Genomic DNA, 16,031 nt, shown 5'->3' on the forward strand with positions numbered 1-16,031 from the left:
AAGTACAATTCTGAAAGCAATTCACAACAGGGTAAAAGATATTAATACAAAAAACTGGCCTGTGAATCCAGTACTAAAAGTACAATTCTGAAAGCAATTCACAACCGGAAGGAGCAAGTAAAACGGCTGCATCAACCTGTGAATCCAGTACTAAAAGTACAATTCTGAAAGCAATTCACAACTTCTTTAGTGATATACATGTTACCAGCAATCCTGTGAATCCAGTACTAAAAGTACAATTCTGAAAGCAATTCACAACACGGGATTTACGAAGTTCAGCTTACCGTGACCTGTGAATCCAGTACTAAAAGTACAATTCTGAAAGCAATTCACAACTAGGCACTCCCATTGCTTTGCATATGTTCCCTGTGAATCCAGTACTAAAAGTACAATTCTGAAAGCAATTCACAACAAGCCCTTTATAAAACTTACCTCCCGAAGCCTGTGAATCCAGTACTAAAAGTACAATTCTGAAAGCAATTCACAACTTTGAGAAAGGTCTTTGTTTAATTCTCTTCCTGTGAATCCAGTACTAAAAGTACAATTCTGAAAGCAATTCACAACTTACTATGAACCGTTCCATAGCATCCGGGACCTGTGAATCCAGTACTAAAAGTACAATTCTGAAAGCAATTCACAACTAGGTTTTCATCCAAACACTTACGAGCATCCTGTGAATCCAGTACTAAAAGTACAATTCTGAAAGCAATTCACAACCAAGCCAGACCAATCCAATGATGATGAGGACCTGTGAATCCAGTACTAAAAGTACAATTCTGAAAGCAATTCACAACAAGGGATGCTGTTGTACAGAAAGCTTTGGTCCTGTGAATCCAGTACTAAAAGTACAATTCTGAAAGCAATTCACAACATTATCATATTCATATTCACCTTTCCTGTGAATCCAGTACTAAAAGTACAATTCTGAAAGCAATTCACAACATTATCATATTCATATTCATATTCACCTTTCCTGTGAATCCAGTACTAAAAGTACAATTCTGAAAGCAATTCACAACTAGAAAGCGTTGAGAAATGGAGAGTGATATCCTGTGAATCCAGTACTAAAAGTACAATTCTGAAAGCAATTCACAACACCTAGAGACCCGATGTTTGAGCGTTTCGGCCTGTGAATCCAGTACTAAAAGTACAATTCTGAAAGCAATTCACAACTTATACTCCTTTTGCTAATATCTCTATCTCCCTGTGAATCCAGTACTAAAAGTACAATTCTGAAAGCAATTCACAACTACTAATTCATCTTAGTGACAGCAATAGCCCCTGTGAATCCAGTACTAAAAGTACAATTCTGAAAGCAATTCACAACTACCCGACCTGAGCCAAAATTCAGATGATCCCTGTGAATCCAGTACTAAAAGTACAATTCTGAAAGCAATTCACAACTAAACTATCGAAGGGCCCGGGATGGACTACCTGTGAATCCAGTACTAAAAGTACAATTCTGAAAGCAATTCACAACCAGATTTTGATAGAAGTCTAAAAATTGTAGCCTGTGAATCCAGTACTAAAAGTACAATTCTGAAAGCAATTCACAACTCAATCCCTTTATCCTTACGCGGGTTTGATCCTGTGAATCCAGTACTAAAAGTACAATTCTGAAAGCAATTCACAACGCAACCTGAGCTGCAAAACCAATAAGTAAACCTGTGAATCCAGTACTAAAAGTACAATTCTGAAAGCAATTCACAACCGGTAAAAAAGCAAAAAGAATATTTCAATGCCTGTGAATCCAGTACTAAAAGTACAATTCTGAAAGCAATTCACAACAGGCAGTCCAACGCCCATCTTAGTAGCATCCCTGTGAATCCAGTACTAAAAGTACAATTCTGAAAGCAATTCACAACCAAAGCTGAATATACTTATCGATGATCGTGCCTGTGAATCCAGTACTAAAAGTACAATTCTGAAAGCAATTCACAACTGTCTCTTAGGGCTAGAGCATGGAAATTCACAACAACATACCACGGATCAATCTCAAAAGTTGGGTGTATAAGTTACAATAAAAAAGCCTTTCATTTCTGAAAGGCTTTTTGCAATCTTGCGGTCTGGACGAGACTCGAACTCGCGACCCCCTGCGTGACAGGCAGGTATTCTAACCAACTGAACTACCAGACCGTTGCGTTATTGCGAGGGCAAATATACTGCAGTTTTTCAATCACACAAACTTTTTTTCTCCTTTTTTTAATCTTTTTTTGACCTTGTTAAGCAAGCTTTTGTCTTTCAACAAAATAGGATTGCAAAATTTGATTAAAATTTTTGTTGATATCTACGGGAACATAACTAATACGGTACTTTGCACATTCCAACTTTAGATTTTTAAAGTAATTTTCGATCGCATTTTTATAATTTTCCTGAATATTTTCTGAATACAAATCGATTTCATCCCCGGTTTCTACATCAAAAAATCGTTTTGGGGTATTCGAAAAACCAAAACCTAACTCTTTTTCACTATCTAAAACATGAAATAAAACCACCTCATGCTTATTATATTTTAAATGACGTAAGGCTTCAAAGAGTGCTGTTTCCTCCTTATCGCTTTGAAACATATCAGTAAATAAAAATACTAAAGACCTTCTGTTTAATTTCTCTGCAATCTGGTGCAGATAAGTGTAAGTCTGCGTTCCTTTTTTTGTTCCCTCAGCATTTACCGCATTTTCTAAGGCATTAAGTAGTAAATGATGATGCCGTTCCCCGGCTCTTTCCGGTGCATAAAATTCAAATTCGTCACTATAAACACTTAAACCCACTGCATCGCGCTGTCGCTTTAGCATATTCATAATACAGGCCGAGGCCAGCGCCGAAAAACCAATTTTATTCAATTTTAAGAGACTTTGTTTCTTAAGGGAAGGGTAATGCATGGAAGCCGAATTATCGATGATTAAATGGCATCTTAAATTGGTTTCCTCTTCATATCGCTTGGTATACAGTTTATCGGTCTTGGCATAAAGCTTCCAATCGATATGCTTGGTACTTTCTCCCTGATTGTAAATTTTATGCTCAGCAAATTCCGCAGAAAAACCGTGAAACGGACTCTTATGCATCCCGGAAATATAGCCTTCTACAATTTGCCGGGCCAGAATTTCAAGATTTAGAAATCCCTCCGTTTGATGTACCTCTTGCTGTAGTTTCAAATTAAAAAGTTTTGTTGCTGGAAGATACGAAAACGAGTTGAAAGTTTATAGCCTACCTTTAGCAATAAGTAGTGAGTAGTGAGCAGTGAGCAGTGAGTAGTGAGTAGTGAATGGTGAACAGAAAAATTTTCAGTGAAAAGCAATTCAGAATTCAACATTTTATAATAATTATCTTGTCTCTTTTCTATATTCTATGTTCTAACAGCCAAGCGATTTCTATACTAACTAATAAATTCAAAAAAGATTTCTCCGCAAGGTCGAAATGACGATAGCGTTCAAAGTTGAAAAGTTTAAGGTTTAAAAGTCGCTGTATCACGAAGTCTGTTTTCAGTATACAGTTTACATCAAAGCTTTCAGCGCAAAAAAATTCAACATTCAACATTAAAATTTCAACACTTTCTCATGGCTCTTGATTCCTGATACTATAATCTATATTCTAACAGCCAAGTGATCTCGATACTAACTAATAAATTCAAAAAAGATCTCTCCGCAGGGTCGAAATGACGATAGCGTTCAAAGTTGAAAAGTTTAAGGTTTAAAAGTTGCTGTGTCAAGAAGTCTGTTTTCAATATACAGCTTATAGTATACAGTTTACATCATGACCTTGCCTGAATAAGGTTGCCTTTTTTCAAGTTAATAATTTATTTTAAATACTGGTCTTTGTTCAGTAGCTAAGCGCTGAACAAAGTTTAAAAATTCTTGTGGTTTCCTATTTTTCAGTGAACCATGTGGCCGCTCAAAATTATATAAATAAATGGCCTCTTCTACCAACTTTTGAGCTTGTTTAAGTGATATATTCATATTTTCGAAATTGATATACTCATTCTTAAGTATCCCATTTATAGACTCTGCATGGGCATTCTCCCAGGCTTTCCCTCCCATGCTAGGGGTGGTTGAATAGTGCTTATGGAGTTGTTCCATTTTGTCTGAACCATACTGGCTGCCCCTGTCTGAATGAAAAATAAGTTTTTTGCGTTCTTGATTGTCTAGACCTGCTACAGCCATCTTAAAGGCTGGAACAACGGTGTCCTCTGTGGTCATGTTGGCCGATAAGCTCCATCCTGTAATCATTCGGCTATAAACATCTAGCACCAGGGTAAGATAGTAATGGCATCCTATATAAACCGATATATAAGTTATGTCACTCACCAAGAGCCTGTTTTCTTTCTTTATTGTAGTGCCACTTATCAGGTTTGGATACCACCGCTTACCTGCATAGGTCGTACGGTGATGGCTTTTTATACGTGCTACCCTAAATCCATTGGCGAGAAGGATTGCTTCAAACCTATCCCTGCCTATCCTCTCGGGCTTGATCTGATCATAAAGCTTGCGACACCCCATATTCCTATGTTTCTTACGGATTTCTTGAGCAGATGCAATTACTTCCTGAGCAATCCCTGACAAGTGAGCCTGTTGTTTAACCCGCTTATAGTGAGCCTGCTTGGTTATCCCTAGCATGTTATATAATGCTGTCATGGAACCATTAAAACTTGACTTGTTCATTCGGAAATATTCTAGGACAGCCGTTTGTTCTTTTTTTCGATATCCTCCCCAGAACGTTCCGAAGCAAATTCAACGACCTTCTCCAGGTAATCAATTCGCATCTGTTTCTGACCAAGGGCTTGCTCAAGTTTCTTGATCTGATCTTGCAGTTCTTTGTTCTTTTTGCTCATACTTTTTTGTTCCACTATAACCCTGGTTTCGCTGCGGTAAAGATCGGAATATTTTCTGAGCCATTTGTAAACGGCGGTACGACTCACTCCGTAAACATTGGTGACATCCAAACCCCGGAGGTCACCCTGTTCGATTTTTTTCACTAAATCAAGTTTTAGCTCAACACTAAAAACCCGGCGTTGTTTACCTTTTTCCATTGTTTAAAAGTTTAAGAAAAAGGGCAACTTATTTCAGTCTTAGTCATCAAAGCTTTTAGCACAAAAAATTCAACATTCAACATTAAAAATTAATAGTTCTGCTTCAATTCCGCTGTCATTTCGAGCGCAATGGAATGAAGCCGAGAAATCTCAACCAAATAAAAGGTTTCTCCAGTTTACCACTATGGCTTCGATACGATTGCTCCTTCGTTGCAATCACTCAGCCGTCGCTAAATACTTCAAGGTTCAAAAGATGTTGTATCGAGAAGCTTTCTTTAGTACATTATACAGTATAAAGCCATTCAACATTCAACATTAAAATTTCAACACTTTCTCATGGTTCTTGAATCCTGATTCTCTACTCTATATTCTAAAAGACAAGTGATCTCGATACTAACCAATAACTACTAAATTCAAAAAACAAAAAACCCGGCAAAAGCCGGGTTCCGTATTATTCAAAAATCGTTTTGATTATAAAAGCTCGTTTAAAGCATCAGCATATGTGTTTTTAGGAGCAACACCTACCTGACGTCCTACTACTTCTCCGTTTTGGAAAATAAGTACGGTAGGGATATTTCTAACTCCGTATTTAGCAGCAAACTCCTGATTGGCATCTACATCAAGTTTTCCTACCACTGCTTTTCCTTCATACTCACCGCTAAGCTCTTCGATTACCGGTCCTACCATTCTACAAGGCCCGCACCATGCTGCCCAAAAATCTACCATTACCGGTTTATCACTTTTTAAAACTGTTTCTTCAAAGTTTGCGTCTGTTATTTCAATAGCCATAATCGTTATTTTTCTAGTAATTTAAAATCAATACGTAAAAGTAGTCATTTATTTTCGGAAACCTTACATCCCCAATATTGGATTTCGTTATACGCTGATTGTCAATAATTATCTGGCGGGCTCTTTCCCTTCGATTACATCTTCGGGAATGACCGGGCTTTTCGCGCTACACGGTAGCTTGCTGCAATCCCTGCCCGATTGTTACAGGCTTGCATTAATTTAACTTATAAACCACCTGCTGCGCTTCCAGGTTTTCCAGTAATTCCGGACAAATTTTTACTTTTTGGCGCTTGCTGGGCATATGTAGCTTTAATTGCTCTTTCATTTCATATACCACAAAATTCAGTTTATGATCCCCGCGATAACTTCTAAAAATATCTTTTAAAACCTCGATTTTCTCGTCCTTGAGTTCGTTGATATCTAATTGAATCGTAAGTTTTTTGGCATAAGTATCCATGATATCATGCAACAACTGGAAACTATTAAACTGAATCCTGGGTTCTCCTTTTTTGCCCGTATCTTTATTGGTCCAGCCTTCTTTGATAAAAGCTTTAATATGCACAAATGAATTAGGCACTAAAAAATGCCGGTTTTTAAGATACTCTTCCCCAAACATTCTAAATTCGTAAGATTCGTTATAATCTTCTACCGTAAACATCGCCCAGCCTTTTCCCATTTTAGACATCCTGTGTTGCACATCACTAATAACCCCACCAAAAGAGATCTCACGATTTACCACTTTTTCAAGCGCTCTAAAATCTGATAAACTACCGTTACAGAAATACTGGATTTCTTTCTTAAAATCATCTAGCGGGTGCCCGGAAATATAAATCCCTACCACTTCTTTCTCTCGTCGTAATTTCTCCATCGTTCCCCATTCTTCACAGGGTGGCACACTGGGCTCCGGAATTTGAACTTCGCTGGCTTCACCAAATAAACTAACCTGAGATGAATTCTCATTTTCCTGAAATTTAGCCGCAAATTTCACCACTTTCTCCAAAAAACTCATACCATCTCCTTCATCATGAAAATATTGCGCCCGGTGGGTTTCTTTAAAACAATCAAAACCTCCTGCCAGGGCAAGGTTTTCAAAAGCTTTTTTATTCGCAGCTCTTAAATCGATACGCTTAGCCATATCGAATATCGAACGGTATGGCCCGGCTTCCCCTTTTCGGTTTTCTACGATTGTGGCTACCGCACCGGCACCAACCCCTTTAATCGCTCCCATTCCAAATCGAACCGCATAATCTTTATTTACCGAGAATTTATAGTAAGATTCATTTACATCTGGACCAAGTACATTAAGCTTCATTCGCTTACATTCTTCCATAAAGAAGGTCACCTGCTTAATATCATTCATATTATTGGATAATACTGCCGCCATATATTCCGCAGGATAATGTGCTTTTAAATAGGCGGTTTGGTAAGCAATCCAGGCATAACAGGTAGAATGCGACTTGTTAAATGCATACGAAGCAAAAGCTTCCCAGTCTTTCCAGATTTTCTCTAAAACTTCAGTAGGGTGTCCTTTAGCTTCCCCACCTCCAATAAATTTCGGTTTTAATTGCGCTAAAAGGGCTACTAATTTTTTACCCATCGCTTTACGAAGCATATCGGCTTCACCTTTGGTAAACCCAGCCAGTTTTTGCGAGAGTAACATCACCTGCTCCTGATAGACCGTAATTCCATACGTCTCTTTTAGATATTCTTCCATATCCGGAAGGTCATAGCTAATCTCCTCGTCCCCATGCTTTCTGGCAATAAAGCTTGGAATATACTCCATTGGCCCAGGGCGATATAATGCATTCATCGCAATTAAATCGTCAAAAACCGTTGGTTTTAAGGCCTGCATGTGTTTCTGCATTCCGGGAGATTCATACTGAAATATCCCTACCGTTTCCCCACGTTGGAAAAGTTTATAGGTCTCTTCATCATCCAGCGGAAACTCATCAGGAACAAGGTCAATATTGTGTCTGCCTTTAACGATTTTGATGGTATCCTTGATCAGGGTTAATGTTTTTAACCCCAGAAAGTCCATTTTTAGCAGTCCGGCACTTTCTACAACCGAGTTATCAAACTGCGTTACATATAAATCGGAATCCTTTGCTACCGAAACCGGCACATAATTGGTAATATCACTGGGCGTAATAATTACCCCACAGGCATGAATCCCGGTATTTCTTACCGATCCTTCTAAAACACGGGCCTGATTTACGGTTTGTGCTTCAAGATCATCCCCTTCGGCAATATTTAAAAGTTCGTTGATACTATCTACTTCTTCACTTCGGAATTTCGCCTTTAGGGCCTTTTCATCCATCCCGAAGATCTTCCCTAACTTGGTATTAGGAATCAGCTTGGCAATCCTATCGGCATCACTAAGCGGCAAATCCAAAACCCTGGCGGTATCCCGAATCGAAGATTTTGCGGCCATGGTGCCATAAGTGATAATCTGCGCCACCTGATTGGCGCCATATTTACCAATTACATAATCCATAACCCGGCTACGCCCTTCATCATCAAAATCGATATCAATATCGGGCATACTCACACGATCCGGATTTAAGAAACGCTCAAAAAGCAAATCGTACTTAATAGGGTCTATATTGGTAATTCCTAAACAATAGGCTACTGCACTACCGGCAGCAGATCCCCTTCCCGGCCCCACCGAAACATCCAAATTCCTGGCTTCCCGAATAAAATCTTCTACAATAAGGAAATACCCCGGATATCCGGTATTTTCAATCACCGATAGCTCAAAGTCCAGTCGTTCTTTAATCGCTGGCGTGATTTCGCCATAACGCTCTTCTGCTCCCTTATAGGTGATATGTTTTAAATACGCATTTTCGCCTCGCTTACCTCCATCTACCTTATCTTCCTCTACCAAAAACTCTTCTGGAATGGTAAACGCAGGAAGAAGTACATCACGGGCCAACTCAAACGGCTCGATTTTATCAACGATCTCTTTGATATTCGATATCGCTTCAGGCAAATCTTTAAAGAGATTTTTCATCTCTTCTGCCGTCTTAAAATAATATTCCTGGTTTGGTAGGCCATAACGATAGCCCCTACCGCGACCAATTGGGGTTGCCTGTTTCTCACCATCTTTTACACACAATAAAATATCGTGCGCATTGGCATCGTCTTTTTTCCAGTAATAAGTATTATTGGTGGCGATTAATTTTATATCATGTTTTTTGGAAAACTCAATCAATACCTGGTTTACGCGATTTTCGTCTTCCTGATTATGGCGCATGATCTCTATATACAAATCATCACCAAACTCTTCTTTCCACCAAAGCAAGGCCTCTTCAGCCTGTTTTTCACCAACATTTAAAATCTTACTCGGCACTTCCCCATACAGGTTACCGGTAAGTACAATCACATCTTCTTTATACTGCTTTACAACCTCTTTATCGATCCTGGGCACATAATAGAATCCATCGGTATAGGCTTTTGACGACATTTTGGCCAGATTGTGATAGCCTTTTTTGTTTTTGGCCAACATCACCACCTGGTAACCGTTGTCTTTTCTGGATTTATCGGTGTGATTTTCACAAACAAAAAACTCACAACCAATAATTGCTTTTAATTCTTTGGCCTGTGCCGGCTCGCCGTTTGCTTCGGCTTCTTCATTTTTAGCCTGAACATTTTTATTATAGGCACCAACTTCTTTTACAAAATGAAAGGCCCCCATCATATTGGCATGATCGGTAAGCGCTACTGCCGGCATATTTTGCTCGCCTGCGGCATTTACAAGATCGGCAATACTTATGGTGGACTGTAATACCGAGAATTGCGAATGATTATGAAGATGAGCAAAAGGAACCTCATCTAATTTTTCAAGGTTTTCCTCAATCTCTTCTGTAGTGATCTCATCGGTTGGTTGTAATTTCTCCAACCTTTTTCGAATTGCTTCAGAAGCTTTCTTTAGATTTATATGTTTTAAACCAATGGGCTGAAACGGCTCTGGATTAGCTTCAATGTAATCTTCAAAATAACCGGGAGCGGCGTTTAATTCCTCTGCAGAATAGGATCTTTTTCTAACCAGTTCCAGAAAGCAGCGTGTTGTAGCCTCAACATCGGCCGTTGCATTGTGTGCTTCGCCAAAAGGCTCATCAAAAAGATATTCGTGTAACTCGGTAAGCGTGGGCAGTTTAAATTTTCCCCCACGACCACCGGGAATTCTACACATCTCGGCCGTTGTTTCTGTACAGGTATCCAAAACGGGAAGTTCCAGTAATTGGCTATCCATCCCGGCACGATGCAGCTCGGCTCCCATAATATTCACATCAAAACCAAGATTTTGCCCAACGATAAATTTGGTTTTCCCCAAAGCTTCGTTGAACTTCTCTAGCATTTCTTCCAGTGAAATCCCTTCTTCCCGGGCCAGGTCTGTTGAAATTCCGTGTACACGCTCAGCATCATAAGGAATATCAAAACCTTCCGGTCTTACCAGGTAATCCTGATGCTCTATAAGATTCCCCATCTCATCATGTAACTGCCATGCGATCTGTATACATCGTGGCCAGTTATCAGAATCGGTTAAAGGCGCATCCCAACGCTTTGGCAATCCGGTGGTTTCGGTATCAAAAATTAAATACATCAGCTTTTAGTTTAGTACCCTGCAATGAAGAAAAAGGGTAGTTCAGCAACATCTTATCTTGCAAAACTAAGCATAATTTAAGCTGAGAAAAAGTCTAATTTTAATCAGTTATTAACCATTGATTTTGCAGTTCACACCGTAGCCTTGCAGTTCGTCTGAAAAGATTTTAAGAATACGAAAGCTAAAAGTTTATTTGCGGTATAAGCCTAACTTTCTAATATTTACAATAATGAAAAAATCACTACTGCTATTTCTTGTTTTTCTAAGCTATATGCAATGCTTATCTCAATCAGATTTTAATCTTTCGCCTGAAGAGGAAAAAGAGGCCTGGAAATTGCTCATTCAAAAATTTTTTCCCGAGGGATTAAGTGATTTTAGGCATCCTGCAAAGTTTTATGACCCAATAGCCTATTATATAGTTAACCCGCAAGAACGTGACAGCCTTTTACTACAAAACATTATCGATCAGATTAACCCATTGATCCCCCAGCAGGTTTTTTACGCAAAGAACAGGGAAGATGCCAACTTTATAATCGAATTAGCAGCCTTACCTGAAAATGATTCTATACCACATATCAATTTAAACAACGTTGTAATCGGTAATCAAAATGGATATTATAACAATGAAATAGTTTCGCTTTATTATAATTTAGAATTGCCTGAAAATCGCCATTTAGAAATTATCAGGAACACTGCATTAGTGGGATTAATTTACCGCCGTTCTGGATATCAGCGCTTATTGACTTTGCAGCAGGAAAGCTTATTCATAAAAGAAAGCTTACATCTGTTTGAAGAAACTATAACCTTTCAATTAAATTCTCTAGATAGGTTTATCCTGAAAAAATTATACGCCAAAGATCTGGACGATCAGATACAGGACTTTCTAATAAAGGAATATGGTTATTGGACCTGGTTAAATTTCTTACTTGACGAAGGTGTATTACAAACTTTAAAATTGATTGTTTTCGTTTTTCTAATAATTGGCATAATGTTACTGCTTTACTGGCCTCTAATGCATATTATAAAAAGCAAGTATCAGATTATAAATTATGTATTTCACGGGATTTTTCTTTCATCTATTACTATAGCCTTGTTTTTACTTTACGGCTATTTAAAAGTTGTACCGCGTTATCAAATCGCTTCTGGCGCATCACTAGAAAAAATTAATTGGACAGTTATTTTTGGTATAATTGGTAACGGTTGTATAGTTTCGGTTTTGTTTTCCTTTACCCTATTTATTTTAGACCATTACATCCTTTCTAAATTCAGCAACCTACTTCATCGTGCGCTTATCAGAACTTTAAATTTTGTAATCGTTATCTCAATTGCCGCATCTTCCACTTTTATTACCACTAAAAATTTTACACTTACCTCTTTAACGATTCTTACAACCGGATCAATCGTACTATTTATTTTTTGTCTTTCACGAAGCATATTTTTCTATTTTAAAGAAAAAAACGAAAACCTGATTTTAGAAAAAGACCTTCAACTAAGCAGTTTATCAGCCTCGAAAGCTGAGGCTGAAGTCGCTTCACTCCATGCTCGTATCAATCCGCATTTTCTTTACAATTCCCTAAATTCTATTGCCGGGCTGGCGCATATTGATGCTGATAAAACCGAAAAAATGGCGCTTTCTTTATCCGATCTTTTTCGGCATAACCTCAACCGAAAAAACGAAGCTTTTTGTACTATTAAAGACGAAGTAGAGGCTGCAATCGCTTATATGGATATCGAACAAATACGTTTTGGGGTGCAACTTCAGTTTAATACTGAATTAGATGAATCGTTATATAATTATTTGATTCCGCGGAATATTATTCAGCCATTATTAGAAAATGCCATAAAACATGGAATTTCAAAATTAAACAAGCCAGGAAAAATTGAGCTCAGAATTATACAAAATGAGGATATGGTTGAGATTGCTGTTTATGATAACGGCCCTGACTTTAAAGAAGGAAGTATTTCGGGTTATGGATTACAAAGTATTTTTGATATTTTAAAGCTTACCTATAATAATGAGGCCACGCTAAACTGGGAAAACACACCTGAAAAAAGCGTCTGGATTAGTATTGATAAAAATGCTTTAATAAAAGAATAATATGAGCTTTAGAACTTTAATTATTGAAGACGAAGAACCGGCAAGATTAAGGCTCAGCAAGCTTTTGCAAAATTATCCTGATAAAATCGAGAATATCGGCTTTGCCAGAAATGGGGAAGACGGACTAGAAAAAATTAATGAATTAAAACCAGATCTTATTTTTTTAGATATTCAAATGCCGGGAATGAATGGTTTTGAAATGCTCTCTAAATTAAAACGCATTCCATTGATTATTTTTTGCACCGCTTACGACGAATATGCATTGCAGGCTTTTGAAACCAATAGTATTGATTATTTACTGAAACCGGTTAAACAAGAACGACTGGCAAAAGCAATATCGAAATTAGACAAATTTGTCCCCCATTTTAATAAAGCTGAAATTTTAGATTTTTTGGAAGCTATCGAAAAAAAAGAAGCTAAACCAAAACTTACCAGCATTAGTATAAAAACGGGAAAAAAGATTATTTTCCTGAAACTTAATAACATTCTATTTTTTAAAGCTAAAGATAAATACGTTAGTGTTTTTCTAAAAAACGGAGAAGAATATCTATGCGAACAAAGTTTGCAGCAACTTAGCGAAGAGTTACCAGAACGTTTTAGAAGAATACATAGAGCTATACTATTAAATTCTGATTATATAAAAGAGGTACATAGTTATTTTAATAGTCGCTTTGCTTTTGTACTGGAAGACAAAAACAGAACCAAATTAATTAGCGGCAGATCGTATCTCAAAGAAATAAAAGACTGGATAAAGGCATAAAAAAACCTCACGGTAATTGAAGCTAAACTCCTTTTCCGTGAGGCTTGTGATACGAACATTAAAACTACTACTACTTCAATCAAACATCTATCCGCATCTTAATCTATTTTCTTTTTCAGGCAATTTTTTAATTAGTCGTATTGATGCTCTAAAGATTTCACTTCATTTAAAGAAGCTACAATCGCATTTTTCTGTTTTAACAGGACATTTTGAGTAGAAGGCGGAATGCTAGTATCCTTTAGAATCTTTTCATATTCTTCCACAGCAATTTTTTCACCTCTTACCGCTTCTTCTAAAACTGCTTCTTCTTTATTGCCGGGCAAGGTGGTTTTCAGATTCATCCATGTACGATGGGCATCTGCTGCAAGGCTACTGCCTTTATCAGGATTTTCACCAAAATTTCGAATTTCAGCTTTTAGCTCATGTCCAAAATCATATCGTTCCTTGGCTCGCTCAGAAAAAAAAGCTTTCAGGTTCTCACTTTTTATATGCTCTGCAGCAAATTTATATCCCTTCTCTGCATCATAGTTTTTTTCTAACAGCTCATTTAGCTTCTCTGCAACCTCTTCTGAATATTTCATAACATTTTCTTTTCTTTCATAACTAGTATAAAATTACGATGCATTTATGGCCGCAACAACCTATTTAACAGGGTTTAGCACTAATTAACTGCTTTTAACTTATCGCCTAAATTGCATCTATATTTATTCCCAATTTTTTAGTATCTCATAAATAAAAATCTCAGTTTTTAATCTACCATAATATTTTTTAGCCAACCTCTTGTAAATTAGAAAAATGTAGTATCTTTGCAGCCTTATTAATAATAGGGGTCGGGAACCCCATAAATTAATTTTTATGCCTGTAAAAATCAGATTACAAAGACACGGTAAAAAAGGAAAACCTTTTTATTGGATCGTAGCCGCAGATGCGCGTGCTAAAAGAGATGGTAAATTCTTAGACAAATTAGGAATCTACAATCCAAACACTAACCCTGCTACTATAGAGTTAGATGTAGATGGAGCCGTAAAATGGTTACAGAATGGTGCACAGCCAACAGATACAGCTCGTGCTATTCTTTCTTACAAAGGTGCTTTATTAAAGAAACACCTTGCCGTTGGAGTTAGAAAAGGCGCTTTAACCGAAGAAGAAGCTGAGAAGAAATTCCAGGCTTGGCTAGAGGAAAAAGAAGGCAAGATCAACGACAAAAAAGAAAACCTTTCTAAAGCAGAGCAAGAAGCAAAAGATAAAGCTTTAGCTGCAGAGAAAGAAGTAAACGCTAAACGTGAAGCTGCCGCTGCAGAAGCTGCTGCTGTTACTGAAGAAGGCGAGCCAGAAGCTAATGTTGAAAAAGAAGTAGACGAAGCAACTGCAGAAGAAGCTAAAACTGAAGAAAAACAAGGTTAATTTCATAGCTGGCGATGACTAAAGAAGAATGTTTCTACTTAGGTAAAATCGTTAGCAAGTTTAGCTTTAAGGGTGAAGTGCTGATCAAATTAGATACAGACGAACCTGAATTGTACACAGAAATGGAATCAGTTTTTGTTGAATATAACAACAATCTGGTTCCATTTTTCTTTGAAAAAACCTCCCTGCACAAAAGTACCTTACTCCGTGCAAAAATTGAAGATATCGACTCTGAAGATGATGCAGAAGATATGATTGGTTGTGAGCTTTATCTTCCACTTACCCTACTCCCCGTATTGGATGACGACCAGTTTTATTACCACGAAATTATTGGCTTTAAAGTGATGGATGCGACTCATGGCGATATTGGAGAAATCACCTCAATAAACGATAGCACAGCCCAGGCGTTGTTCGAAATCAAGAAAGATGATAAAGAGATTCTTATTCCCATGAATGATGAATTTATCGAAGAAATCGACAAGCCCAACAAAACCATCCATCTTATCACTCCTGAAGGACTTATTGACCTGTATTTAGGATAAAGTTTAGACCGGTGCGCTTTTAGAATATAGAAAAGAGACAAAAGAAAAGAGATTCAAGAGTTAAGAATCTGGAATCAAGATTAAATATTTTGAATATAAAACCTTGAATCCTTTTTGATTGAATGGCTGAACGCTGTAAACAGTATACTGAGACCAGAATGCTTCGCTGCTAAATTTTAGAATACAGACTAAAAAATTTGAAGATGCGGTAATTTGATAATAGACTAATTAGTCCTTATTATCAAGAGAAAAATCGCGAAGAAGACCAGAGGAATATTTTGAATGCCGAATGTTATATTTTGAAGTTCCTTTTTAAAAATTTATTGTCACTTCGAGTGATTTCGAGGCACGAGAAATTGTATCGAGAAGTGCTTAGATGTTAGATTTTAAATCACCTCGCTGCTAAAAGTTAGAACATAGACTATTTGGGAATGTGATAATTTAATAATGCTTAAATGTGCTGATTTGGAAACAAAAATGAATAAAGAATCTTGACTTAAAATCTTGAGTTTTGCAACCTTCCTGCTACGGAAAAACAATAGTTATATTTAGATTTCTCGACTTCACTTCGTTGCGCTCGAAATGACTACTATTTACTAATTATTGCTCATCACTCAGCTTTCTAATACAAATTCTATATTTTTTCAACTCAATTATTCAAGAAAACGATTGGTCATTCCGAGCGAGGTACGAGTCGAGAAATCTCCTAAAATTTAACTTCATATCAATAAGAACGCCTCTCAAGAGCTATAGATTAGAGTGTCAAACTTTTAAATGAGACGGAAAAATAAAAAACCTCACAGTCCCGATAG

The 16,031-nt window shown here is 37.3% G+C and carries 10 protein-coding genes, 1 tRNA gene and 1 CRISPR repeat array (1 of these 12 cut by a window edge); of the genes, 4 read left to right on the plus strand and 7 right to left on the minus strand.

Annotation, left to right across the window (positions count from 1 at the left end):
- Positions 1 to 1,942: a CRISPR direct-repeat array (repeat unit 47 nt; unit sequence CCTGTGAATCCAGTACTAAAAGTACAATTCTGAAAGCAATTCACAAC) (it extends 173 nt beyond the left edge of the window).
- Positions 1,943 to 2,062: 120 nt separating this feature from the next.
- The 6 genes from ZPR_RS20940 to dnaE all read right to left on the minus strand — a co-directional run bounded on the left by ZPR_RS20940 (position 2,063) and on the right by dnaE (position 10,415).
- Positions 2,063 to 2,136, minus strand: a tRNA-Asp gene (locus ZPR_RS20940).
- 86 nt (positions 2,137 to 2,222) lie between these two features.
- The gene (locus tag ZPR_RS20945) at positions 2,223 to 3,152 is read right to left on the minus strand and encodes a DUF58 domain-containing protein (protein WP_013073788.1); all 930 of its coding nucleotides are present in this window, start codon (positions 3,150 to 3,152) and stop codon (positions 2,223 to 2,225) included.
- A 633-nt stretch (positions 3,153 to 3,785) separates the two neighbouring features.
- The gene (locus ZPR_RS20950; RefSeq protein ID WP_013073789.1) at positions 3,786 to 4,655 is read right to left on the minus strand and encodes an IS3 family transposase; all 870 of its coding nucleotides are present in this window, start codon (positions 4,653 to 4,655) and stop codon (positions 3,786 to 3,788) included.
- Between the two features lie 11 nt (positions 4,656 to 4,666).
- The gene (locus ZPR_RS20955) at positions 4,667 to 5,023 is read right to left on the minus strand and encodes a transposase (protein ID WP_013073790.1); all 357 of its coding nucleotides are present in this window, start codon (positions 5,021 to 5,023) and stop codon (positions 4,667 to 4,669) included.
- 471 nt (positions 5,024 to 5,494) lie between these two features.
- Entirely contained in the window at positions 5,495 to 5,812 is a 318-nt protein-coding gene (trxA, locus tag ZPR_RS20960) for a thioredoxin (protein ID WP_013073791.1), read from the minus strand.
- A 214-nt stretch (positions 5,813 to 6,026) separates the two neighbouring features.
- Positions 6,027 to 10,415, minus strand: a complete 4,389-nt coding sequence (gene dnaE, locus ZPR_RS20965; RefSeq protein WP_013073792.1) for a DNA polymerase III subunit alpha — start codon at positions 10,413 to 10,415, stop codon at positions 6,027 to 6,029.
- Between the two features lie 229 nt (positions 10,416 to 10,644).
- Here dnaE and ZPR_RS22745 point away from each other — a divergent pair, with 229 nt between their 5' ends.
- Together ZPR_RS22745 and ZPR_RS20975 are read left to right on the plus strand one after the other, a co-directional pair.
- The gene (locus ZPR_RS22745) at positions 10,645 to 12,513 is read left to right on the plus strand and encodes a sensor histidine kinase (protein WP_013073793.1); all 1,869 of its coding nucleotides are present in this window, start codon (positions 10,645 to 10,647) and stop codon (positions 12,511 to 12,513) included.
- 1 nt (position 12,514) lies between these two features.
- A complete protein-coding gene (locus ZPR_RS20975; RefSeq protein ID WP_013073794.1) occupies positions 12,515 to 13,273 on the plus strand; it encodes a LytR/AlgR family response regulator transcription factor in 759 nt (252 codons plus the stop codon).
- Positions 13,274 to 13,404: 131 nt separating this feature from the next.
- On the opposite strand, the gene ZPR_RS20980 is transcribed toward ZPR_RS20975, so the two are convergent.
- A complete protein-coding gene (locus tag ZPR_RS20980) occupies positions 13,405 to 13,854 on the minus strand; it encodes a ferritin-like domain-containing protein (protein WP_013073795.1) in 450 nt (149 codons plus the stop codon).
- Positions 13,855 to 14,128: 274 nt separating this feature from the next.
- Between ZPR_RS20980 and ZPR_RS20985 the strand changes: the two genes are divergently transcribed.
- Together ZPR_RS20985 and rimM are read left to right on the plus strand one after the other, a co-directional pair.
- Entirely contained in the window at positions 14,129 to 14,677 is a 549-nt protein-coding gene (locus ZPR_RS20985) for a 30S ribosomal protein S16 (protein WP_013073796.1), read from the plus strand.
- Between the two features lie 14 nt (positions 14,678 to 14,691).
- Complete coding sequence (rimM, locus tag ZPR_RS20990) at positions 14,692 to 15,219, plus strand: ribosome maturation factor RimM (protein WP_041579302.1); 528 nt, start codon at positions 14,692 to 14,694, stop codon at positions 15,217 to 15,219.
- The last annotated feature ends 812 nt before the right edge of the window (positions 15,220 to 16,031 follow it).

Source organism: Zunongwangia profunda SM-A87, from assembly GCF_000023465.1.
Taxonomy (GTDB): domain Bacteria; phylum Bacteroidota; class Bacteroidia; order Flavobacteriales; family Flavobacteriaceae; genus Zunongwangia; species Zunongwangia profunda.

Excerpts from the sequence above, each read along its gene's own strand:
- ZPR_RS20950 (WP_013073789.1), bottom strand. The coding sequence starts at position 4,655 with ATGAACAAGTCAAGTTTTAATGGTTCCATGACAGCATTATATAACATG.
- ZPR_RS20955 (WP_013073790.1), bottom strand. The coding sequence starts at position 5,023 with ATGGAAAAAGGTAAACAACGCCGGGTTTTTAGTGTTGAGCTAAAACTT.
- trxA (WP_013073791.1), bottom strand. The coding sequence starts at position 5,812 with ATGGCTATTGAAATAACAGACGCAAACTTTGAAGAAACAGTTTTAAAA.
- dnaE (WP_013073792.1), bottom strand. The coding sequence starts at position 10,415 with ATGTATTTAATTTTTGATACCGAAACCACCGGATTGCCAAAGCGTTGG.
- ZPR_RS22745 (WP_013073793.1), top strand. The coding sequence starts at position 10,645 with ATGAAAAAATCACTACTGCTATTTCTTGTTTTTCTAAGCTATATGCAA.
- ZPR_RS20975 (WP_013073794.1), top strand. The coding sequence starts at position 12,515 with ATGAGCTTTAGAACTTTAATTATTGAAGACGAAGAACCGGCAAGATTA.
- ZPR_RS20980 (WP_013073795.1), bottom strand. The coding sequence starts at position 13,854 with ATGAAATATTCAGAAGAGGTTGCAGAGAAGCTAAATGAGCTGTTAGAA.
- ZPR_RS20985 (WP_013073796.1), top strand. The coding sequence starts at position 14,129 with ATGCCTGTAAAAATCAGATTACAAAGACACGGTAAAAAAGGAAAACCT.
- rimM (WP_041579302.1), top strand. The coding sequence starts at position 14,692 with ATGACTAAAGAAGAATGTTTCTACTTAGGTAAAATCGTTAGCAAGTTT.